Raw genomic sequence first — 22449 nt, 5'->3', positions numbered from 1 at the left:
TCAAATCCCGGGTGGCCGGCGCAGATCGAGTGTCAGCGGAAATTCGGGCGATGGCATTTCCTGCATCAAAGCATAACTGCCGGCCGTGTGTCCCCACGGTTCGAACCGTGCGAGCCTTCGCGCTTCCGCTTCGTTGCCATTGACCGGAAAGGTCTCATAGTTGCGACCGCCCGGATGGGCAACATGATAAATGCAGCCACCGATCGAGCGGCTGGACCATGTATCATAGATATCGAATGTCAGCGGTGTATTGACTGGCAGAACCGGATGCAGGCCGGAGGACGGCTGCCAGGCCTTGAAGCGGACGCCGGCGACCGAAACCCCGGACACGCCCGTCGGCGTCAGCGGGACGGCGCGACCGTTGCAGGCGACGGTATAGCGCTGCGGGTTGCTGGTCTCGAGCCGCACCTGCAGGCGCTCCACGGAACTGTCGACATAGCGCACCGTGCCGCCGATCGCGCCCTGTTCGCCCATCACATGCCAGGGTTCCAGCGCCTGGCGCAGTTCGAGCTTTGCGCCCTCGTACTCGACTTCGCCGAAGAACGGGAAGCGGAACTCGAGCTGTGCCTCGAACCATTCGGGCCTAAGGTCGAAGCCGTTTTCGCGAAGGTCCGCCAGCACGTCCATGAAATCGGCCCAGATGTAATGGGACAGCATGAACCGGTCCGCCAGCGCCGTGCCCCAGCGGGTAAACCTGCCCTGAACCGGGTTTTTCCAGAAGCGGGCGATCAGTGCCCGCACAAGAAGCTGCTGAGCGAGCGACATGCGCGCATTCGGCGGCATTTCGAAGCCGCGGAATTCGACAAGGCCGAGGCGACCGGTGGGTCCATCGGGGGAAAACAGTTTGTCGATGCAGATTTCCGAACGGTGGGTATTGCCGGTGACGTCGGTCAAGAGGTTGCGGAACAGCCGGTCCACGAGCCATGGCAGCGGTGCGGCACCCTGGCCCGGCATCGGCACCTGTGCCATCGCGATTTCAAGCTCGTACATCGAATCGTGGCGGGCTTCGTCGAGGCGCGGTGCCTGGCTGGTCGGGCCGATGAACAGGCCGGAGAACAGGTAGGACAGCGACGGATGGCGCTGCCAGTGCAGCACGAGGCTTTTGAGCAGGTCCGGGCGACGCAGGAACGGGCTGTCGTTCGGGTTGGCGCCGCCGACCACGACGTGGTTGCCGCCGCCGGTGCCGGTGTGGCGGCCGTCGATCATGAACTTGTCGGCGCCGAGACGGCTCTGGCGGGCCTCTTCATAGATCGCCGTTGTGGTCTCGACCGTCTCCTTCCAGCTTGTGGCCGGATGGATGTTGACCTCGATGACGCCAGGATCGGGCGCGACGCGGATGACGTTGATGCGCTCGTCATGCGGCGGCGCGTAGCCTTCGATATGGACGGCAAGACCGAGCTTCGTCGCAGCGTTTTCGGCAGCGGCGATCAGTTCGAGATAGTCCTCGATCTTTTCGACCGGCGGCATGAAAACGCAGAGCCGGCCGTCGCGCGGCTCGACGGAAACCGCCGTGCGCACCGCGCCGCCGATTTCACCGAGCGTCTGCTCGACGCGGCCGGGATTGACCGGGTCGCCTGCCGTGAACGACTGCTCCGGCATCGCGCGGCCTTCCGTCGCCTCGTGACCGGGCGGGACGATCATGTCGGGCAGGGCGGTGCGGGGGATCGAGGGATCGGCCTCGTGGATATAGGGGAACTGCGATGGCGGGATATAGGGAAGCGTGCCGAGCGGCAGGCGGTAGCCGACCGGGCTGTCGCCGGGCACAAGAAAGATCTTGCCGCGACGGGTGCTCCATTTTTCGCTGATCCAGCGCTTTGCGCCCATGCTGCCGCCTCTCGCATGCGACTGCCAGGCCTGCACAGGCAGGATATAACCGGACGGGTTGGTCAGGCCGCGTTCGAAGACGCGGGCGATGCGGTTGCGCTCTTCCGGGTCCTTGATTTTCGAATTGGATGGATCGACATTATCAGGCAGCGAGCCCTCCTTGATGATCCACTCGGCCGGATCCTCATAAGCGGGCACAACCATCTCTGCGCCGATATCGAGTTCCGCTGCGAGTGCCGTCAGGAATTGCTGCGAGTCCTGTTCGCCGCTGCCATAGTCGCGGCCTTCCTCGGCCACCAAATCCGGATTGCTCCAGATCGGCTTGCCGTCCTTGCGCCAGTAGAGCGAGAACGTCCAGCGCGGCAGGCTTTCGCCCGGATACCATTTACCCTGGCCGTAATGCAGGAAGCCGCCAGGCGCGAATTTTTCGCGCAGCTTGCGGATGAGGACGTCGGCCTTTTCGCGCTTGGTAGGGCCGACGGCGCCGGTGTTCCATTCGTCGGATTCGAAGTCGTCGATCGACACGAAGGTCGGTTCGCCGCCCATGGTGAGGCGCACGTCCTGGGCTTCCAGCACGCGGTCCACCTGTTCGCCGAGATCGTTCAGGGCATCCCAGCTGTCATCCGAGAAGGGCTTGGTGATGCGCGGATGTTCGGCAACGCGCGTGACGTTCATGGCGAAGTCGAAAGAAGTGTTCGCCTCGCCGAAGTAACCGCCTGAAATCGGCGCGGCGTTGCGGTAATGGGGCGTGGCGGCCAGCGGAATGTGGCTTTCGCCGGTCAGCAGGCCCGATGTCGGATCAAGGCCGATCCAGCCCGCGCCTGGCAGATAGACTTCGCACCAGGCATGCAGATCGGTGAAATCGACTTCGGTGCCGGAGGGGCCGTCGAGCGCCTTCAGGTCCGGCGTCAGCTGGATGAGGTAGCCGGAGACGAAACGGGCGGCAAAGCCGAGATGGCGCAGGATCTGCACCAGCAGCCAGCTCGAATCGCGGCAGGAGCCCATTGCCGAGGTCAGCGTCTGCTCGGGCGTCTGGACGCCGGGTTCCATGCGGATGACATAGCCGATCGCCTGCTGCAGGCGGGCGTTGATGCCGACGACCATGTCCACGGTCGGCTGGCCGGGCGACACGTCCAGCGTCTTCAGGTATTCGACGAGGGCAGGTTCCGGCGGCTCGGGCGTGCGGTAGATCGACAGGTCTTCGATGAGATCGGCCGGGTAGGTGAACGGCCAGGCCTGCGCCTCTTCCTCGACGAAGAAGTCGAAGGGATTGTAGACCGTCATGTCGGCGACGAGGTCGACCTCGATCTTGAATTCGGTCACCGGTTCGGGAAACACGAAGCGGGCGAGGTAGTTGCCGTAGGGGTCCTGCTGCAGGTTGACGAAGTGATTCTCCGGCGTGACCTTCAGCGAATGCGACAGCACTTTTGTGCGGGAATGGGCGGCGGGCTTCAGCCGGATGATCTGCGGCCCCATGCGGACCGGCCTGTCATAGCTGTAATGGGTGAGGTGGTAGATGCTCGCCTTGATCGACATTATGCCCCTTGCCGGCCTTGTTGAATGGGCCGTTACGTCATCGTTGCCGCGAGTTTGTGCAATGCATGAAAAGAATGCAAGGCGGGGCAGGCTGTTTTCCCGCTCACTTCGAAAGGTGAGCTTCGTTCGGTTTTCGATCGTTGTGCCGGGTAAGGGTCATCCGGCTGAGATTGCCCCTCATCCGCCTACCGGCACCTTCTCCCCGCGGGCGGGGAGAAGGACGCAGGCTGCGCGCTCAGAGTCAGATCAGGGTACGTGCCCACTCCCCGCGAGCGGGGAGTGGGCATTCCCAGGTATTTCCGTTAGGCCGCGACGGCTTCCGTCGGGACCTTGGCGCCGGTCATGAAGGCGACCGCGTCGGACATCGTGTAGTCTTTCGGGTTGATGACGGTCAGTCGTTTTCCGAGCCGGTGGATGTGGATACGGTCGGCCACTTCAAAGACATGCGGCATGTTGTGGCTGATCAGCACGATCGGAATGCCGCGCGAGCGCACGTCGAGGATCAGTTCCAGCACCTTGCGGCTTTCCTTGACGCCAAGCGCCGCCGTCGGTTCGTCGAGGATGATCACCTTGGAACCGAAGGCCGCAGCGCGCGCCACAGCCACACCCTGGCGCTGACCGCCCGAGAGTGTCTCGACCGCCTGGTTGATGTTCTGGATGGTCATCAGGCCGAGTTCGGAAAGCTTGCCGCGGGCAAATTTTTCCATGGCGCCATGATCGAGCTTGCGCAGGTATTTGCCCATGAAACCCTTGCTGCGGATCTCGCGGCCGAGGAACATGTTGTCTGCGATCGACAGTGCCGGCGACAGCGCGAGGTTCTGGTAGACGGTCTCGATGCCCGCATCGCGGGCCTCGATCGGCGAACGGAACTGGACCGGCTTGCCTTCGAGCGTGATCTCGCCCTCGTCGGGACGGATCGCGCCTGAGATCGCCTTGATCAGCGACGACTTGCCGGCGCCGTTGTCGCCGATGACGGCGAGGATTTCACCCGGGTAGAGGTCGAAATCCGCGTTGTCGAGGGCGGTCACGCGACCGTAGCGCTTGACGAGGCCGCGGGCGGCCAGGATGGGTTGAGTGTTCGGATCGCGTGCCATCAGCCGGCTGCCTTTCTGATCCATTGATCGATTGCGACGGCGGCGATGATCAGCACGCCGATCAGGAGGTAGGTCCACTGGACGTCGGTGCCGAGCATTCGAAGGCCGAACGAGAACACGCCGACGATGAGGGCGCCGAACACCATGCCGAGGATCGAGCCGCGGCCGCCGAACAGCGATATGCCGCCGATAACCACGGCGGTGATGGATTCGATGTTGGCGAACTGGCCGACTGTCGGGGAAACCGAGCCATTGCGGCCGATCGAGACCCAGCCTGCAAGCGCGCAGATGGTGCCTGCCAGAACGTAGACCGAAATCAGCATGCGCTTGACGTTGACACCGGAAAGCTCTGCCGCTTCGGGATCGTCACCGACTGCGTAAAGATGTCTGCCCCAGGCGGTCTGGTTGAGGACGTACCAGAGTGCCGCGACAAGAAGCACCATCGCGACGACGCCAAAGGTGAACACCGCACCGCCGACCTTGAACGTCGTGCCGAGGAACTGCAGAAGCGGAGCCGTCGCCTCGATTTCCTGCGAGCGGATCGTCTCGTTGGAGGAATAGAGGAAGTTGGTGGCAAGCACGATCTGCCACATGCCGAGCGTGACGATGAAGGGCGGCAGTTTCACGCGGGCGATCAGGAAGCCGTTGATGAAGCCGCAAATCGCGCCGACCGCGAAGCCGCAGGGAATGGCGATTTCAACAGGAACCCCGTAGCGGAAGACCATCTGGCCCATGACCACAGAGGAGAGGACCATGATGGCGCCGACCGAAAGATCGATGCCGGCGGTCATGATGACAAGCGTCTGTGCCGCGCCGATAATGCCGGTGATTGCCACCTGCTGCAGGATCAGCGTCAGGGAGAAGGCGTTGAAGAATTTTCCGCCGAGAAGGATTCCGAACACCAGCAGGGCTGCGACGAGGACGATCAGCGAAACCGCCGACGGACTGGTGTGCAGGAAGTGCTGGAATTTCTGGACTGGCGTTTTCTTGTCGCCGTCGAAGGACGCGACGTCGGTCGAACTGTCCTTCAGAACCTTTTCGTAGTCATGATGCGGCGATGCCGCCGTTGGCTCGGTCATGGATGTTCCTCCGAGAAATTCCGTTGTCGCTCGACAGTGAGAGACCCTCTCCGGCCTGCCGGCCATCTCTCCCACCCCGGTGGGAGAAGACTTGCGGCAAACGCAGGGATTGTCTGAGCGGTTGCCGCCGGATCAAGCCCTCCCCGCTGCGGGGAGGGTAGTGGTTTGATCTTTCAAATGCAGGTGGGGATCAGCCCCAGCACTTGTTCAGACCTTCCTTAGTGTCGATCGACTTGATCGCGGGAACCGGCTTGTCGGTCACGAGCGTCACGCCTGTATCGAAGAAGTCCTTGCCGGCAGTCGGCTTCGGCTTTTCACCGGTATCGGCGAACTTCTTGATCGCCTCGATGCCGAGCGATGCCATCTGCAGCGGATACTGCTGCGAGGTCGCGCCGATGACGCCGCCGGCGACGTTCTTGACGCCCGGGCAACCGCCGTCGACGGAGACCAGAAGCACGTCCTTCTCGCGACCGACGGCCTTCAGCGCTTCATAGGCGCCGGCTGCTGCCGGTTCGTTGATCGTGTGAACGACGTTGATGGTCGGATCCTTCTGGAGAAGGTTTTCCATCGCGGTGCGGCCGCCTTCTTCATTGCCGTTGGTCACGTCATGGCCGACGATGCGCGGATCGTCTTCGTCGCCGATCTTGTTCGGATCCTTCGGATCGATGCCGAAACCGATCATGAAGCCCTGGTCGCGCAGGATGTCGACGGAAGGCTGCGACGGGGTAAGGTCGAGGAAGGCCACCTTGGCTTCCTTGGCCTTGTCGCCGAGCGTTTCCTTGGCCCACTGGCCAATCAGCTTGCCGGCCAGAAGGTTGTCGGTCGCAAACGTCATATCGGCCGCATTGATCGGCTCCAGCGGCGTGTCGAGCGCGATGATCAGCATGCCGGCGTCGCGGGCCTTCTTGAGGTTCGGCACGATGCCCTTGGTGTCGGACGCGGTGATCAGAATACCTTTGGCGCCATCGGCGATGCAGGTTTCGATCGCGGCAACCTGGCTTTCGGAATCGCCATCGATCTTGCCGGCATAGGATTTCAGCGTGACGCCGAGTTCCTTGGCTTTCGCAGTCGCACCGTCCTTCATCTTCACGAAGAACGGATTGGTATCTGTCTTGGTGATGAGGCAGGCGGAGACGCCGGCTGCGTGCGCCGGAGCGGAAAACGCAACGCCGAGGACAAGCGCCGCAAAGGCGCCAGAAAGCACAGTCTTTTTCATGATATCTCCTCCCGAGAGATCTTTTCCCCAAGCTTGGGGCGATTGATGCAAATGTTCAGAAACACCGGGTGCCATCGAATTCGACGAGCGCCGTCTCCAAGCCTCCCATGTCCTCTGCAGCCAGGATTAAGACCAGTTTTCCATGAGCTGTCAATAATTAATTCCGATTGAATTATTTATCCACGGTGGCATATTCGGCATGCGTGGAGATGACGATCCACGGCGAGTTTCGGGAGGAGTTCCAATGTCGATCGCGGGAAGTACCGCGACAGGGTCGATGCCGCTCGGCAGTTTCTCGGGTGGATCGAACCAGGTCCGCGTGCGCGCCTATAACGAAAGGCTGGTCCTTTCGCTTGTGCGCATGCACGGCGAGATGTCGAAGGCGGACATTACCCGCGCCAGCGGACTTTCGGCACAGACCGTATCTGTGATCATGCGATCGCTCGAAAAGGATGGGCTTCTGCTGCGCGGCGAACCGATCCGCGGCCGGGTGGGGCAGCCGTCGGTCCCGATGCGGCTCAATCCGGATGCCGTGTTTTCCTTCGGGGTGAAAATCGGCCGACGCAGCGCCGATCTGGTGCTGATGGATTTCGTCGGGAAGATCCGGATGCATCATCACGAAACCTATGCCTACCCAGTGCCGCAGAAGATCATCGAGATCATCGGCAAGGGGATCGGCAGGCTCGAAGGCCAGCTCAGCATGGTCGAGCGTGAGCGGATCGCCGGCATCGGTATTTCGGCGCCGTTCGAACTGTGGAACTGGGCGGACGAAGTCGGCGCGCCCGAGGGCGCGATGGATCTCTGGCGCGATTTCGACCTGCAGCAGGAGGTCTCCGCCTCGACCAAGCATGCCGTCTACCTGCAGAACGACGCGACCAGCGCCTGCGGTGCGGAGCTGGTGTTCGGGATCGGTCCGTCCTACCCGGACTTTGTCTATTTCTTCATCGGGTCATTTATCGGCGGCGGCATCGTTCTGAACTCCGCGGTGTTTTCCGGCCGAACCGGGACTGCAGGCGCTGTCGCGCCACTTCCGGTGCGCGGCAGGGACGGTTCAACCCGGCAGTTGCTCGACGTCGCTTCAATTTTCGTTCTCGAAAATATGCTGAAGGAAAAGGGTATCGATCCGGAACCGCTCTGGTATTCGGCCGACGAATGGATCGATTTCGGCGCGCCGCTCGATCTGTGGATCGGCGAGACGGCGGCAGCGCTTGCCCAGGCCATCATTGCCAGCGCCTCGATCATCGATTTCGGGGCTGCCGTGATCGATGGCGGATTTCCGTCCTGGGTGCGCAAGCGGATCGTCACCGAGACGATCGAGGCCGTCAAGCGGCTGGACCTGCAAGGTGTCATCATCCCCGATATCATCGAGGGCAAGGTCGGCAGCCACGCCCGCGCCATCGGCGGCGCCAGCCTGCCGATCTTTGCGAAATACCTCACCGATCCGAGTGTGCTGTTCAAGGCGATGTGACGAGGGGACGTCCGCATTCGATCGTGGGACGCTCGACGCTGTTCCCGGTCAGCCGTGAACGGCACGCCTTTCTCGCACCTTCGCAATTCCCTTGTGGTAGTTAGGACTCGACACAGACAGGCAGGAGCCGGCGGCAGATGGTGAATTCGCAAGATAAGGCGGAGCCCTATGAACTTCCTCTGTCTGGCCAGCTCAAAATGATGACAGGGGCGTTCTGGGCGTCCCCGGTGCGCAATCCCGTTCTCGCGCTCACGGCCGCGCTGCTCTGCGTCATCTTTGCGACCACCTACGCCACCTATCGGCTGAACGAGTGGAACGGACCGTTCTACGATGCCTTGGCGCGGCGCGACATGCCCGAATTCCTCCACCAGCTTGTGGTGTTCGGAGTCCTCGCCTCGCTCCTGACACTGCTCAACGTCATCCAGCAATGGCTGAACCAGATCGCCGCGATGCGGATGCGAGAAGGGCTGGCCCGCGATCTCGCCGATGTCTGGCTGACGCCGGGGCGGGCCCTGAAGCTTGCCGGTGCCGGCGCGATCGCCGACAATCCGGACCAGAGACTGCACGAGGACACCCGCATCCTGGCCGAGAACACGACGTCACTGTCGATCGGCCTCGTCAATTCGACCATTCTTCTTGCAAGTTTCATCGGCGTGCTATGGGCGATCTCGACTGCTTTTGGCCTGCAGATCGGCGGTCGTACCATCGTCATTCCCGGCTATATGCTGTGGGCGACGATCCTCTACGCCCTTTTCGGATCCGTCATTAGCAACGTCGTCGGCAGCCGGCTGGCGCGACTGAATGCGCAGCGCTATGCCCGCGAGGCTGATCTGCGCGCGACCCTTGTCCGGGCGAACGAGAACATGAAGCCGATCACGCTTGCGCGCGGCGAGGAAAGCGAGCTTTTTCGCGTTCACGCCGCAATCGATGGTGTGCTCGGCATGCTGCGCAAGCTTGCCTGGGCGCTCACTAACCTGACCTGGGTGTCGGCCGGTTTCGGTTGGCTGGCGTTGGTGGCGCCGATCATCATTGCCTCGCCGATGTATTTTTCCGGCAATCTTTCGTTCGGCGGTCTGATGATGGCGGTCGGCGCCTTCAACCAGGTCAACCAGGCGCTGCGCTGGTATGTGGCGAATTTCAGCGTCATCGCCGACTGGCGGGCGACGCTCGGCCGTGTCTCCTCGTTCCGCAATGCCCTGGTTTCGATGGATACGCCGGCGATGGAAGGCTCCGTCCTCACCTACCGGAAAAGCGATGGGGAGGACGTGCTGTCCGTCACCGACCTTGCGGTCTTCGGCGAACCCGACAAGGGTGGGGACGGCCATGGCATCAGGGTCGCGGAAGGCGCCTTCACCATCCGACCCGGCGAGCGCGTGCTGATCAACGGCAATCCGGGGACAGACCGGCATCTTCTGTTCCAGGCACTGTCCGGTATCTGGCCCTGGGGCAAGGGCGAGATCCGACTGCCGGCCGCAGATCGGATGATCATGATGCCGCAGGAAGGTTATCTGCCGACCGCATCACTGCGCGAGGTCATGACCTATCCGGCGACTGGGCCTGCTGGCATGCGCGATGGCATTCCCGACATGACCGACGCGGCGCTGGCGCAAGCGTTGGAGAAAGTCGGTCTGCATCGGCTCGTCGATAAACTCGACGAGGTGGAGCGATGGGACCGGCTGCTCGACAAGGACGAGGAAGTGGCGCTGCAGATCGCCAATGCCGTGCTTCGAAAGCCGGACTGGCTGATCATGGACGACGTCCTGGAAGGGCTCGAACCGGAGACGCAGGCGCTGTTGCTCGACGTGCTGGCCGGGCTTACCGGCTCGACACTGATCTATATCGGCCGCTCCGACGTGTTTTCGGACAGATTTTCACCAAAGGTATTTCATCTGGCGCCGCTCCTGGCTGTCGATACGAAGAACGAGGCTTGAGACAATGGGTAAGCATGCTTCTCAAACGACAGGGAGAACCGGGCAATGCCTCATCTGCGGTCGCACGTTTGCGGTATCGAAGCTTCACAAGGCGGGCACTCTAAGGCCGCATCTCTTCGAGATGATCGCGGAGGAGGTAAAGACCTGTAGCGCCGACAGTCTGATCTGCGACGAGGATCTGGCGCGCTTCAGGCGGCGCTACGTGGAGGCACTGCTGGAAGAGGAGCGGGGCGAGATCACCGAGCTTGACGCCCGCGTGCTCGACAGTTTCGAAAAGGGAACGCTGACGGTTCAGGCGGGCGCGCCCGCCGCAATCGACCAGGCGGAAACGTTCGGGGAAAGGGTCGCCGACAGGGTCGCCGCCTTCGGAGGCTCCTGGACCTTCATCCTGTCCTTTTTAGCCGTGCTGGTTTTGTGGATGGCGCTTAACGTGGTCGGTTTGTCCGCCGATCCGTTCGACCCCTATCCGTTCATCCTGCTCAATCTCGTCCTGTCCTCGCTTGCCGCCCTGCAGGCACCCGTCATCATGATGAGTCAGAGGCGGCAGGAGGACAAGGACCGGCTGCGCAGCGAAAACGACTACATGGTCAACCTTCGAGCCGAACTCGAAATCCGCCAGCTGCATGAAAAGATCGATCACCAGATGGCCAAGCAGTGGGAACGGCTCGCGGAACTGCAGCAGATCCAGATCGAGTTGCTGGAGAAACGATGATCAGTCGGCGTGAGGGATGAGAGGGGACACGCTTTACGTGGATCTCGGAGATTGATAATTTCGAGGAAACAAGCGTGGATCTTATGCCTTCCAGTTATGAACTCGGCCCCCATTACGAAAGCTTCGTGCGCAGGCTGGTGGAAAGCGGACGCTATGCGAGCGAAAGCGAGGTCATGCGCGATAGCCTTCGCCTGCTCGAAGAGATGGAGGAGCACGGCAAGGCTGGGCTCGATGCACTGAAGGCGGATATCCGCACCGGGATCGAGAGTGGGCCGGGCATTCCGGCGGATGACGTCTTCCATCGGCTTGAAGCCAGATATGGCGGACGCCGCTCCTGATGCGCGACCGGGCTTCGTTGCATCCACTTCAAACGGTACGTGATGTTCTACACCGTGTCCCAGGATGGTGTGAGAATTGAGCGCATCCTGCACGGCGCGCGCGATATCCCCGCAGCATTCAAGGAACAAGACTAAACCGATCTCACGGCGGCGTCTGTTGGATTCTTCCGGCGTTCGGGCGTCGCAGGTTGAAGAGGTTGCCGGCGAGGATGAGGATTGCGCCGGCGGCGGTCAGGCCGTCGATGGCTTCGGCGTAGAGAAGGTAGCCGATGAGGGCCGAGGCCGGCACGCGGAGATAATCCATCGGCATCGCCACCGTCGCATCGGCATAAGACAGCGCCTTTGCCATGCAGTAATGCGCGAATGTCCCGGTGAACGCGATCAGGAAGATCCACGGCCAGATCCCCGCGGACGGCCAGGTCCATACCCGGAGCGCCGGGATCAGCCCGATGATCGACTGGATGATCAGCATCCAGAAGATGATCTTGGTGGCGCTGTCGGTGCGCGTCAAAAGCTTGGTGGTGATGAAGGAAATGGCGAAGAAGAAGGCAGCGCCGAGCACGATCAGGTGGCCTGGGTTGAGCGGGGCGGCGCCTGGCCGCAGGATCAGAAGCACGCCGGCGAGCCCGAAGCCGATCGCCGCACCCTTGCGCCATGTCAGCTTCTCCCCGAGGAAAGCCGCTGCCATCAGCGCCGCCCAGATCGGGGCGGTGAATTCGATGGCGATCACCTGCGCGAGCGGGATCAGCGTCAGGCCCATCAGCCATGCGAACTGGCCGATATAGTGGGCGACGTTGCGGCCGATATGGGCCGGCAGGATGGTGGTGCGCATGGCTTTGAAGCCACCCTCGCGAAACACCAGCGGCAAAAGCATGAAGAAGGCGATGATCGAGCGCATTTCCATCACCTGGAAGACGTCGATCTCGCGGGTGATGATCCGGCCGGAAATCGCCATCAGCAGCAGCAGGCTGATCGACGTCAGCATCCAGGCTGCAGCCTTCTTCGTCGACGGGGCCGGCTGGGCTGACGACGTCGCCCGCGAGGCCCTTGCCGATTGATTGCTGTCCACTTCAGTCTCCTTTGACGCAGAACGGTCGCTCTAATGCTTTTTCGGTTTGAAAGGAAAGCCTTTCCGCCCACCGGTTGTGTCTGCCGCTTATCCCGAGGTCAGGATTCCCATCGAGCGGAGCAGGTTTTCGTGCTGGTCGCGGCTGACGGTCATGCCCCTGAACGATGCGATGGCGGCAAGATCCATCTCATCGAAGGTCGCCTGCGACAGGTTGGCGAAATCAAGCGTCGCGCCGGTGAAATCGATATTGTTGAGGCTCGATCCCATCAGGCTGACGCGGCTGAGATTGCTTTCGACAAACGAGCAGTCTCTGAGATCGCAGCTCTCGAACCGGCTCTCTTCGTAGCTTGAGGCCGCAAACACCGCGTACTGCAGCTTGCAACGCTGTAAGACGACGCCGCCAAACATCATGCGCTTGCTGATCTTGCGATGAACCTCGGCGTCGAACTGCAGACCGACGGCCGACGAATCGGTGATCTCGAGCAGGAAGGCTTCGCATTTGACGATGCGGTTGTTGGAAAGGTTGCAGGCCTTAAACTTCGCCTCGTTGAGGTCGCAGTAATTCCACGCAGATCCTGCCTGCGTTTCGCGATCGACGAAGATGCAGTTGAAAAACTCGGCTTCCTTGAAGGAGCAGTTGGAAAAGCTGCAGCCGATGAATTCGCATTCCCTGATCTTCGCGCCGTCGAAGACGCAGTCGTTGAACCGGCAATCTGCGAATTTCGACTCGGACGTGATGAAATCGGTCAGGTCTTCGGATGCAAATCGGAGGCCGATGACGGGTACCTTCATCGAGAATGCGGCTTCCAGCGACGATTTCTCCACCACGCAATCTCCAATGTCAGGCAGCGGCCTATACGTTCGCGCAACTTGTGGCGGTCACCGCCACATCCCGCGCATTCTTGCGGTTACGTCGATGCGGATCTGGTGGCGGGCCTGGCGTTCGGCTTCGGTCATCTGCGCCACCACCGGCCAGGCGGTGCTTTCGAAGAACTGCAGGAGCGTTGCCGGGATAAAGCGGGAGCGTGAGGCGTAGACGTGCCGGTCGCCCTGGGAATGCTGGCCGTGGGTAAAGAAGCGCTGCGGCGTGATCAGATGTAGATGATCCTTCGCCCGCGTCATCGCCACATAGAGAAGCCGCCGTTCCTCCTCGATCTCGGCCGTCGTGCCGGTGCCGAGATCGGATGGAATGCAGCCGTCCACGCAGTTGAGCAGAAAGACCGAGCGCCATTCCTGGCCCTTGGCGGAATGGATGGTCGAGAGGATTAGGTAATCCTCGTCCAGCAGCGGCACACCGGCCTGATCGCTCGTCGCATCCGGCGGATCGAGCGTCAGTTCGGTGAGGAAGCGTTCGCGCGACGCGTAGCCGGAAGCGATCTGCTCCAGTTGCAGAAGGTCGGCCTTGCGGGTGTCGGCATCTTCGTGGATGCGGCTAAGATGCGGTTCGTACCATCGGCGGGCGAGCCCGATTTCGGAAGGCCAGCCTTCGCTTTTCCTGACGGCGCCGAGCATCTCGACAAAGGCCGGCCAGTCTTCTCCGGACCTCGGAGGCGAGGGGATTTCCTGGAGTGCCGCCAGCGGTTCCGGATCGGCGGCGATCGCATCGAGGATCTTCGCCGCCGTTTGCGGGCCGATGCCCGGAATGAGCTGCAGAAGCCTGAACCCCGCAACCCGGTCACGCGGGTTCTGGGCAAAGCGCAGAGCCGCCAGCATGTCCTTCACATGGGCGCTATCGAGGAATTTCAGGCCGCCGAACTTGACGAAGGGAATGTTGCGGCGGGTCAGTTCCACTTCCAGCGGGCCGGAGTGGTGCGAGGCGCGAAACAGGACGGCCTGCTGCTTCAGCAGCATGCCGGTTTCGCGGTTCTCGAGGATCTTTTCCACGATATAGTTCGCCTGTTCGGTCTCGTCCTTGACGGTGACCAGACGGGGCCGCTCCTCCGACTGGCGGTCGGTCCAGAGGTTTTTCGTAAACCGCTCGCGGGCAAGTTCGATGACGCCATTGGCGGCTGCCAGAATGGTGGTGGTCGAGCGGTAGTTGCGGTCGAGCGTGACGATGTTGGCCGGCGGGTCGAAGGTCGCGGGAAAATCGAGGATGTTGCGGATCGTGGCGGCGCGGAACGAATAGATCGACTGGGCGTCGTCGCCCACCACCGTCAGCCCGCGGCCGCCGGGCTTCATCGCCATCAGGATCGAGGCTTGCAGCCGGTTCGTGTCCTGGTATTCGTCGACCATGACGTGATCGAACCGTTCGCCGACATCCTGCGCAATCAGCGGCTCGCTCATCATCTGCGCCCAGTAGAGCAGAAGATCGTCGTAATCGAGAACGTTCTGCGCCTGCTTGGCGTCCACATAGGAGGCGAACAGGTCGCGCAGCTGCGGTTCCCAGGCAAGGCACCATGGGAAGGAGGTCTTCAGCACCTCGTCCAGCGGCGTCTCGGAATTGACGGCGCGCGAATAGATCGCAAGGCAGGTGCCCTTGGTCGGAAACCGGCTCTCCGTCTTGGAGAAGCCGAGCTCGTGGCGAACGAGGTTCATCAGATCGGCGGAATCCTCACGGTCGTGGATGGTGAATTCCTGGTCGAGGCCGATCTGTTCGGCATAGATCCGCAACAGCCTTGCGCCGATGCCGTGAAACGTGCCGGCCCAGGCGAGCGCATCGGTCATGACGCCGGACTTCGCCCCCATCACTTCGCGGCAGATGCGCTGGACGCGGCGGCCCATTTCGGAGGCCGCACGGCGGGAAAACGTCATCAGCAGCAGGCGGCGCGGATCGGCGCCTGACACGATCAGATGGGCGACGCGATGGGCAAGCGTGTTGGTCTTGCCCGAGCCTGCGCCTGCAATGACCAGAAGCGGTCCGGCAGCGCCGCCATCCGGCACGTCCGAACCATGTTCGACCGCGCGGCGCTGGGCCTCATTCAATTTTTCCAGATAAGCAACCGACATTCAGCTTCCGCGGCTTGTTCTTGATGTGTTCGTTTCAGCTCTACCTGATTCGCCGGCATTTGCCGCAATCGGTCTCCATCCCCGTTCGATTCTTAAACTTGACTGCGCAGGTCGGCTTTGGCTATCGATGCGATGACGCTTATAAATTGGAGGCAAACTTGAAAATTCTGTCTGCTCTTTCGGCCGGAGCTTCGCTCGCCGTTTCGCTACTCGCTCTGTCCATGCCGGCCAACGCGCAGGTCGCCGACAGCCTGACGATCTACAACGCCCAGCACGAGGGCCTGACCAAGGAATGGGTCGAGGCCTTCAAGGAAGAGACCGGCATCGTCATTACGGTGCGCAACGGATCCGACCTCGAAATGGCAAACCAGATTGTGCAGGAAGGCGCCAACTCGCCGGCCGACCTGTTTCTGACGGAAAATTCGCCGGCCATGGCGCTTGTCGATGGCAAGGGGCTGTTTGAGCCTGTCGACAAGGCAACGCTTGATCTCGTTCCCGAGCAGTTCCGCCCGGCCAACGGTCACTGGACCGGAATTGCCGCGCGCTCCACCGTGTTTGCCTATGACAAGACCAAGCTCACCGAGGACAAGCTGCCGAAATCGATGCTCGATCTCGCCAAGCCCGAATGGAAGGGCCGTTGGGCCGCATCTCCGTCGGGTGCCGATTTCCAGGCGATCGTCGGCGCGTTTCTGCAGCTGAAGGGTGAGCCGGAAACCGCTGCCTGGCTGAAGGGCATGAAGGAGAACTTCACGGCCGTGCGTGGCAATTCCACCGCCATGAAGGCCGTCAATGCGGGCCAGTTCGAAGGCGCGCTGATCTATCACTACTACTATTTCGGCGATCAGGCGAAGACCGGCGAAAACAGCAAGAACGTTGCGCTGCATTACTTCAAGAACCAGGATCCGGGCGCCTTCGTGTCGATCTCCGGCGGTGGCATTCTGGCCTCTTCCAAGCACAAGGAGCAGGCGCAGGCATTTCTGAAATGGCTTGCCGGCAAGGGCGGCCAGAAGATTCTGCGTGACGGCACCTCGTTCGAATACGCCGTCGGCAAGGACGAGGCTTCCAACAAGGCGCTCGTTCCGATTGCCGACCTTCAGGCGCCAAAGGTCGAGCCCTCGAGCCTCAACAATGCCAAGGTCACCGACATGATGACAGCCGCCGGCATTCTCTAAACACCATCGAATCCTGTTGCGCACGGACATCGCAGGGCGTACCTGCGATGTCTCTTCTTTCTTGAGCACGCGATGACGTTTACCACCGAGAGCATGGTTGCCAGCCGGCCGCGCCGGAAGCCTGCGGGGAAACCCCTTGCCGGATCGTCATGGACGCTGGCAATTGCGGTGGCGATTGCCGCCCTGACACTGACGCCGCTCGGGTTCGTGTTCTGGGCAACGGTTGCGACCGGCTGGGAAACGGCATCGCAGCTGATCTTCCGTTCCCGTGTCGGCGAACTCCTGTTCAATACCGTTGCGCTGATCGTCTTCACGGTGCCGGTCGCCACGGTTCTGGCAACGGCGCTTGCCTGGCTGACGGAGCGTACTGACCTGCCAGGTGCAAAGCTGTGGGCCTGGCTTGCCATCGTGCCGCTCGCCATTCCCGCTTTCGTGCAGTCCTATGCCTGGATCGGTATGTGGCCGCGGCTGAACGGGCTTGGAGCGGGCGTCGCGATCTCGGTCGTGACCTACTTTCCCTTCGTCTACCTTCCCGTGTCGGCGGCCCTTCGGCTGATCGATCCGGCACTGGAGGATCAGGCGGCCTCTCTCGGTCTTTCGCCCGCTGCTGTCTTGCGGCGTGTTGTGTTGCCGCAACTCAGACTGTCACTGTGTGGCGGGGCGCTGCTGATCAGCCTGCATCTCCTGTCGGAATACGGGCTTTATGCGATGATCCGGTTCGATACATTCACGACGGCAATCCTTGACCAGTTCCAGTCCACCTACAACGGCGTTGCAGCGCATATGCTGGCGCTGGTGCTGGTGGCCTGCTGCTTCGTGCTGATCGGCGTCGATGCCGCCGTGCGGGGCCGCCGTCGCTATGCCCGGCTGGGCTCGGGCGTTGCCCGCCATCCGGTGCGCGCCTCGCTTGGCGTCTGGCGATATCCCTGCCTGCTGCTGCCGGTCGTGACTACTGCGGTTTCGCTTGGCGTGCCGGTGCTGACGCTCGGGCGCTGGCTGATCGCCGGTGGTGCTGATATCTGGCAATTCAGCGAGATCGGGTTGGCCCTTTCCCAGACGCTGACGATCTGCGTGATCGGCGGTGTGGCGACGGCTGCTGCCGCCGTGCCGATCGCCTGGCTTTCGGTGCGCCGCCCGACGCGTTCCAGTCGGTTTCTCGAAGGCTGCTATTATCTCGCAAGCTCGATGCCGGGCGTGGTTGTAGCGCTCGCTCTGGTGACGATCTCGATCCGGGTGATGCTGCCGCTTTACCAGACGGTGGCGACGATCGTCATCGCCTACGTCATCATGTTTCTGCCGCGGGCGCTGGTCAGCCTGCGCGCCAGCATCGCGCAGGTGCCGGCAGAGCTGGAACAGGCGGCCGAAAGTCTCGGACGTTCGCCCGCGCGGGCGCTCTGGTCCACCACAGTGCGGCTGGCGGCGCCCGGCGCTGCATCTGCCATGGCGCTTTCCTCGCTCGGCATCATGAACGAGCTGACCGCGACCCAGATGCTTGCGCCCAACGGCACGCGCACGCTTGCCATGGCATTCTGGGCGCTGACCAGCGAGATCGACTATGCGGGAGCCGCACCGTATGCGCTGCTGATGATCCTGTTTTCGCTTCCGCTCACCCTTCTCCTTCACCACCAGTCAAAAAAGATCGCCGGGCGATGACGCTGCTTACCCTTTCCTCCGTTGCCAAGAGCTACGGTTCCGTCGCAGCCGTTGCCGGTGTCGACCTTGCAGCCCAAAGCGGAAGCCGCACGGCCATCGTCGGCCCTTCCGGCTGCGGCAAGACCACGATTTTGCGGCTGATTGCCGGGTTCGAGGTTCCTGACGCCGGCTCGATCACGCTTGGCGGCGAGATCATGTCCAATGCGGACGCGCATGTTGCTGCCTACCGACGTAATATCGGCATCGTGGCGCAGGACGGCTGCCTGTTTCCGCATCTCTCGGTGCTCGACAATATCGGTTTCGGCATGGATGCGGATCGCACTGCCAAACAGGCAAGGGCTGCGGAACTGATGGAAATGGTCGGACTTGACGGGGCGATGCTTGCCCGCAAGCCGGATCAGCTTTCCGGCGGCCAGCAGCAGCGCGTGGCGCTGGCAAGGGCGCTTGCCCGCAGGCCGCGGCTGATGCTGCTGGACGAACCCTTCTCGGCGCTCGACATGGGCCTGAGGACCGCCACCCGCAAGGCTGTGGCAGACGTGCTGTCTGCTGCCGGCGTCACCACCATTCTCGTGACCCATGACCAGGCGGAAGCGCTTGCCTTCGCCGATGAGCTGGTCGTGATGCGGGCGGGAAAATTCGCCCAGGTCGGCACGCCGCGCGAGGTCTATCTGAAACCCGTCGACCGGGCGACGGCCACCTTCCTCGGAGAAGCGGTCGTGCTGCCGGCCATGGTGAGCGACGGGATAGCCGACAGCCCGATCGGCCGGCTAGAGGTTGCGGACGTCACCTATCGCGGCCGGGCGCAGATCATGATCCGGCCTGAGCAGTTTACCGTCAGCCGGATCGAATACGCGCCGGACAACGGGGTCTCGGCTGTGGTCAGCGACGTGGTTTTCTGCGGGCCATCGCTTGATGCGAGGATAACACTCGCCGGAGACGGTATCGCCGAGGGCGAGATTTCCTTCCGCCTGGATATCCCCGGCCGCGAGCTGCTTGCGTCAGGCGACCGGGTGTCGATCGGCATCTCGGGACGAGTGCATCTGCTTGCCGACGCGTAGTTCACATTTTTGCCGGAATATTTCTTCGCGGCCACCACGGCGCTGGAACCTGGAACCTTTTGTCACGTTGTTCCCGCATCAAATATGAAGGAATAATACCATGCTGAAATGGGCTCTCATCTTTCTCGTCATCTCCGTGATTTCAGGCTTCCTCGGCTTCTCCGGCGTCTCCTCTGCCACCGCGGGCATCGCGAAAATCCTGTTCTTTATCGCTATCGTGATCTTCCTGATCTTCCTGGTTCTGGCACTGACGGCAGGCGCCGTGGTCTTCTAAGAAAGACCCCAAGGATCAACACAGCAAAGCCGCCCTGGAGCTTCCACGGGCGGCTTTTGTTTGCGGTAAATTCGGGAAGTGAAGCGCTATTGAAGCGGCCGGAGCCCCACACGACCCCGGCCGCCTGAGTGCCACTGGCCGAGAGGCCAGCCACAAACTCAGACCCACAAGCTCCCGCATCCGCAAGCCTCGCGCTATTGGTATTGTTACGGATGGAAGAATGGTGACGGGACGTTATGCGGTCGGTTAACGGCTTGAAACGAAAAAGGCTTCCGGTTTCCCGGAAGCCTTTCGTGCCTTGCGGCTAATCAGGATGGTGGGCGTAACAGGGATTGAACCTGTGACCCCTACGATGTCAACGTAGTGCTCTCCCGCTGAGCTATACGCCCATCCGATGGGCGGCTTAAGACCACAGAAACCGATGTGCCGTCAATAGGCTTTTTCCGGTTTTGTGAAGTCTTTTTGACAGCCGCCGGAAAACCGGGCTTACGCGGCCAGAAGCTTGTTCACTTCGTCCACAAGATCGCGCAGGTGGAAGGGCTTGGAGAGAACCTTTGCATCCTTCGGGGCCTTCGAATCAGAATTCAGAGCGACTGCGGCAAACCCTGTGATGAACATGACCTTGAGATCGGGGTCGAGTTCGGTCGCGCGGCGGGCGAGCTCGATGCCGTCCATCTCGGGCATGACGATGTCGGTCAGGAGCAGCGAGAAAGGCTCTTCGCGGAGCCGGTCGTAGGCGCTGGCGCCGTTGTCGAAGGAAATGACCTTGTAGCCCGCCTTTTCCAACGCTTTCACCAGGAACCGGCGCATGTCGTTGTCATCTTCGGCGAGAAGGATTTTTGGAAGCATCTCGGGGACCGCTATCTGTCTATGAGTCGTGGCTGTATGGCCGTCTACACTCTCAATTGACGGTAAACATCCGTTTAATAAGAGCCGAAGCAGCCTTGGTGGGATTACATAGTATGGACTTCCCGCCGGGCAACTGGCAACATACCTCATCCGACTTGTTCATGACATGGTAAAAACGGAATGGATTTCAACGCCGGCGATCCTGAGCATTTCGAGGTAAGGGAACCCGCCAGGCAAACCATTCCCTTCGTGTACAACTCTCCCCATAGCGGCCGGTGCTACCCGGAAAGCTTTCTTGCCGACAGCAATCTCGACTCGATGTCGATTCGCCGTTCGGCAGATCATTATGTCGACGATCTCTTTGCCGATGCGCCGGAACTTGGCGCGCCCTTGCTGGCCGCCCATTTCCCCAGGGCCTATCTCGACGTCAATCGCGAGCCGTTCGAACTCGATCCGCGTATGTTCGATGGTCCGTTGCCGCCTTACGCCAATATCGGATCGATGCGCGTTGCCGGTGGCCTCGGCACCATTCCGCGCATCGTCGCCGAGAACATGGATATCTACCGGCGCAAGCTTTCGGTGGCGGAGGGCCTGTCCCGGATCGAGGCAATCTACAAGCCATACCATGCCTGCCTGCGCCGGCTGATCGCGGCCACGCATGCCCGGTTCGGCATCTGCGTGTTGATTGATTGTCATTCGATGCCTGGCAATATCCGGCTTTCGGGTTCGAACGTGAAGCCCGACTTCATCATCGGCGATCGCTACGGCACAAGCGCGTCTGCCGAGCTTTCCCGCGCAGCGCTCAGCTTCCTGAGCGAGATGGGTTTTGCCGCCGTGCGCAACAAGCCTTACGCGGGCGGTTTCATCACCGAACACTACGGCCGGCCCGTGCGCGGCCTGCACGCGCTGCAGATCGAGATCAACCGCGGGCTTTACGTGGATGAGGGGACGCTTTCGAAGCGGCCGGAATTTGATGCGATCGCCGCCGCACTCTCGCTCTTCATGCGCCAGATGGCGGACTTCGTCGCTGATTTCTCGGCCGGCGATACCGCGCTCGCCGCGGAATAGTATCCCCGCATCAGGCTGACTTCGATCGCCGAGGTAGCCGACTTCCCTGACAGAACGCATTCGATGCCGCTGGACGCAGAAATCTGCGTGCTCATCGCGATACCCTTCCACCCCTGTATTTTGGACAAAAAAAACCGCGCTTACAGCGCGGCTAAGTCTAGGGAGGAAACACCCAAGGAGGGTATTTACAGTCAAAGACTGTATGAAGACGCTACGTCCGTTATGCACATTTGTCAATCAATTATTTTGTGTGATGAAAATTGCATCATTATTTGGCGATGTGACCGCGTTTTGGTCACTCGAAGAACGGTTCAGGCCTTTCTAAGCGTCAAGACCTGCTTTAGAACGGGGGCAGCTTTTCTGGGACGGAGTTGTTGATGCTGCCTGATCGCGCCTTTTTCGATACGCTCGCCGATGCCGCCCGCGAGCAGACGCTGCCGCGCTTCCGCACCGGTGTCTCCGTCGTCAACAAGCTGGCCGGCGGTTTCGATCCGGTGACCGAGGGCGACAGGGCGGCGGAAACCGCGATCCGGACCCTGATCGAGGCGCGTTTCCCCGAACACGGCATCCTGGGCGAAGAGCATGGCAATGTCGGGCTCGACCGCGAGCATGTCTGGGTCATCGATCCGATCAACGGGACTCGGGCCTTTATCTCAGGCGTGCCGCTGTGGGGCACGCTGATCGGCTTGCAGTGGAATGGTCGCGCCACGATGGGCATGATGGACCAGCCGTTTACCGGCGAACGCTATTTTGCCGATGGCAAGGTTGCGACCTATCGCGGGCCGGGCGGCGAGGCCGTGCTTTCGGTGCGTGACTGCGGACAGCTGTCCGACGCCGTTCTCTTCACCACGTCACCGCATATTTTCGAGGGCGAGGATCTGGCCCTTTACCGCTCGATCGAAGAAAAGGTGCGGTTGTTCCGCTATGGCTGCGATTGCTACGCCTATTGCCTTCTGGCGGGCGGGCATATCGATCTCGTGGTCGAGAATAATCTGCAGCCCTATGATGTCGGTGCGCTGATCCCGATCATCGAGCAGGCGGGCGGCATCATCACCGATTGGGATGGTGGCCGGCCGGAGAACGGCGGCAATATCATCGCCGCCGGTTCGCGTAGCGTGCACGCCGAAGCGCTTGCGCTGCTGGCGCGCCGATAAGACGG

19 protein-coding genes and 1 tRNA gene are annotated in these 22449 nt (G+C 61.5%); 11 read left to right on the top strand and 9 right to left on the bottom strand.

Going from position 1 to position 22449, the window contains the following annotated elements; genetic code table 11:
- The 4 genes from ACQY1K_RS13755 to ACQY1K_RS13740 form a co-directional block, all read right to left on the bottom strand.
- The gene (locus ACQY1K_RS13755) at positions 1–3360 is read right to left on the bottom strand and encodes a DUF2126 domain-containing protein (RefSeq protein ID WP_430257607.1); all 3360 of its coding nucleotides are present in this window, start codon (positions 3358–3360) and stop codon (positions 1–3) included.
- Positions 3361–3662: 302 nt separating this feature from the next.
- Positions 3663–4454 carry an ATP-binding cassette domain-containing protein gene (locus ACQY1K_RS13750; protein WP_062461891.1) on the bottom strand — a complete coding sequence of 264 codons (792 nt, stop codon included), beginning with the start codon at positions 4452–4454 and terminating at the stop codon, positions 3663–3665.
- Entirely contained in the window at positions 4454–5533 is a 1080-nt protein-coding gene (locus ACQY1K_RS13745) for an ABC transporter permease (RefSeq protein ID WP_113109742.1), read from the bottom strand. The genes ACQY1K_RS13750 and ACQY1K_RS13745 overlap by 1 nt, the downstream gene beginning before the upstream one ends.
- A 190-nt stretch (positions 5534–5723) precedes the next feature.
- Positions 5724–6749 carry a sugar ABC transporter substrate-binding protein gene (locus ACQY1K_RS13740; RefSeq protein WP_062461015.1) on the bottom strand — a complete coding sequence of 342 codons (1026 nt, stop codon included), beginning with the start codon at positions 6747–6749 and terminating at the stop codon, positions 5724–5726.
- A gap of 244 nt (positions 6750–6993) precedes the next feature.
- On the opposite strand from ACQY1K_RS13740, the gene ACQY1K_RS13735 reads away from it, so the two are divergent.
- The 5 genes from ACQY1K_RS13735 to ACQY1K_RS13715 all read left to right on the top strand — a co-directional run bounded on the left by ACQY1K_RS13735 (position 6994) and on the right by ACQY1K_RS13715 (position 11333).
- Positions 6994–8217 (top strand): ROK family transcriptional regulator, encoded by a 1224-nt coding sequence (locus ACQY1K_RS13735; protein WP_430257606.1) that lies wholly within the window; start codon positions 6994–6996, stop codon positions 8215–8217.
- 137 nt (positions 8218–8354) lie between these two features.
- Positions 8355–10148 (top strand): ABC transporter ATP-binding protein/permease, encoded by a 1794-nt coding sequence (locus ACQY1K_RS13730; RefSeq protein WP_430257605.1) that lies wholly within the window; start codon positions 8355–8357, stop codon positions 10146–10148.
- Between the two features lie 4 nt (positions 10149–10152).
- Positions 10153–10860 (top strand): DUF1003 domain-containing protein, encoded by a 708-nt coding sequence (locus ACQY1K_RS13725; protein ID WP_092659788.1) that lies wholly within the window; start codon positions 10153–10155, stop codon positions 10858–10860.
- An 83-nt stretch (positions 10861–10943) separates the two neighbouring features.
- Positions 10944–11198: a type II toxin-antitoxin system ParD family antitoxin gene (locus ACQY1K_RS13720; RefSeq protein WP_430259019.1), complete on the top strand. Its 255-nt coding sequence runs from the start codon at positions 10944–10946 to the stop codon at positions 11196–11198.
- Between the two features lie 21 nt (positions 11199–11219).
- Entirely contained in the window at positions 11220–11333 is a 114-nt protein-coding gene (locus ACQY1K_RS13715; protein ID WP_280136960.1) for a type II toxin-antitoxin system RelE/ParE family toxin, read from the top strand.
- A 7-nt stretch (positions 11334–11340) separates the two neighbouring features.
- On the opposite strand, the gene ACQY1K_RS13710 is transcribed toward ACQY1K_RS13715, so the two are convergent.
- The 3 genes from ACQY1K_RS13710 to ACQY1K_RS13700 all read right to left on the bottom strand — a co-directional run bounded on the left by ACQY1K_RS13710 (position 11341) and on the right by ACQY1K_RS13700 (position 15216).
- Positions 11341–12183 (bottom strand): DMT family transporter, encoded by an 843-nt coding sequence (locus ACQY1K_RS13710; protein ID WP_062461885.1) that lies wholly within the window; start codon positions 12181–12183, stop codon positions 11341–11343.
- Between the two features lie 171 nt (positions 12184–12354).
- Entirely contained in the window at positions 12355–13095 is a 741-nt protein-coding gene (locus tag ACQY1K_RS13705) for a pentapeptide repeat-containing protein (RefSeq protein WP_430257604.1), read from the bottom strand.
- Between the two features lie 51 nt (positions 13096–13146).
- Positions 13147–15216 carry an ATP-dependent helicase gene (locus tag ACQY1K_RS13700; protein WP_430257603.1) on the bottom strand — a complete coding sequence of 690 codons (2070 nt, stop codon included), beginning with the start codon at positions 15214–15216 and terminating at the stop codon, positions 13147–13149.
- A 221-nt stretch (positions 15217–15437) separates the two neighbouring features.
- On the opposite strand from ACQY1K_RS13700, the gene ACQY1K_RS13695 reads away from it, so the two are divergent.
- The 4 genes from ACQY1K_RS13695 to ACQY1K_RS13680 all read left to right on the top strand — a co-directional run bounded on the left by ACQY1K_RS13695 (position 15438) and on the right by ACQY1K_RS13680 (position 19373).
- On the top strand, positions 15438–16388 hold the full coding sequence (locus tag ACQY1K_RS13695; protein WP_162238006.1) for an iron ABC transporter substrate-binding protein: 951 nt from the start codon (positions 15438–15440) through the stop codon (positions 16386–16388).
- A 72-nt stretch (positions 16389–16460) separates the two neighbouring features.
- On the top strand, positions 16461–18041 hold the full coding sequence (locus ACQY1K_RS13690; RefSeq protein WP_430257602.1) for an ABC transporter permease: 1581 nt from the start codon (positions 16461–16463) through the stop codon (positions 18039–18041).
- Entirely contained in the window at positions 18038–19099 is a 1062-nt protein-coding gene (locus ACQY1K_RS13685) for an ABC transporter ATP-binding protein (RefSeq protein WP_430257601.1), read from the top strand. The genes ACQY1K_RS13690 and ACQY1K_RS13685 overlap by 4 nt, the downstream gene beginning before the upstream one ends.
- Positions 19100–19199: 100 nt before the next feature.
- Positions 19200–19373 carry a DUF1328 domain-containing protein gene (locus tag ACQY1K_RS13680; RefSeq protein ID WP_082471987.1) on the top strand — a complete coding sequence of 58 codons (174 nt, stop codon included), beginning with the start codon at positions 19200–19202 and terminating at the stop codon, positions 19371–19373.
- Positions 19374–19687: 314 nt separating this feature from the next.
- Here ACQY1K_RS13680 and ACQY1K_RS13675 read toward each other — a convergent pair.
- Positions 19688–19762, bottom strand: a tRNA-Val gene (locus ACQY1K_RS13675).
- A 97-nt stretch (positions 19763–19859) separates the two neighbouring features.
- Positions 19860–20222, bottom strand: coding sequence for a response regulator CpdR1 (gene cpdR1, locus ACQY1K_RS13670; protein ID WP_062460988.1), 363 nt, complete (start codon positions 20220–20222; stop codon positions 19860–19862).
- Positions 20223–20402: 180 nt separating this feature from the next.
- Here cpdR1 and ACQY1K_RS13665 point away from each other — a divergent pair, with 180 nt between their 5' ends.
- Both ACQY1K_RS13665 and hisN read left to right on the top strand, forming a co-directional pair.
- Positions 20403–21290 (top strand): N-formylglutamate amidohydrolase, encoded by an 888-nt coding sequence (locus ACQY1K_RS13665; RefSeq protein ID WP_092659802.1) that lies wholly within the window; start codon positions 20403–20405, stop codon positions 21288–21290.
- A gap of 377 nt (positions 21291–21667) precedes the next feature.
- Complete coding sequence (gene hisN / locus ACQY1K_RS13660) at positions 21668–22444, top strand: histidinol-phosphatase (RefSeq protein WP_430257600.1); 777 nt, start codon at positions 21668–21670, stop codon at positions 22442–22444.
- Positions 22445–22449 lie beyond the last annotated feature (5 nt).

Origin of the sequence: Neorhizobium sp. IRS_2294 (assembly GCF_050500145.1) — a bacterium.
GTDB lineage: Bacteria > Pseudomonadota > Alphaproteobacteria > Rhizobiales > Rhizobiaceae > Neorhizobium > Neorhizobium soli.
This window is presented reverse-complemented; position numbering and strand designations above follow the sequence as displayed.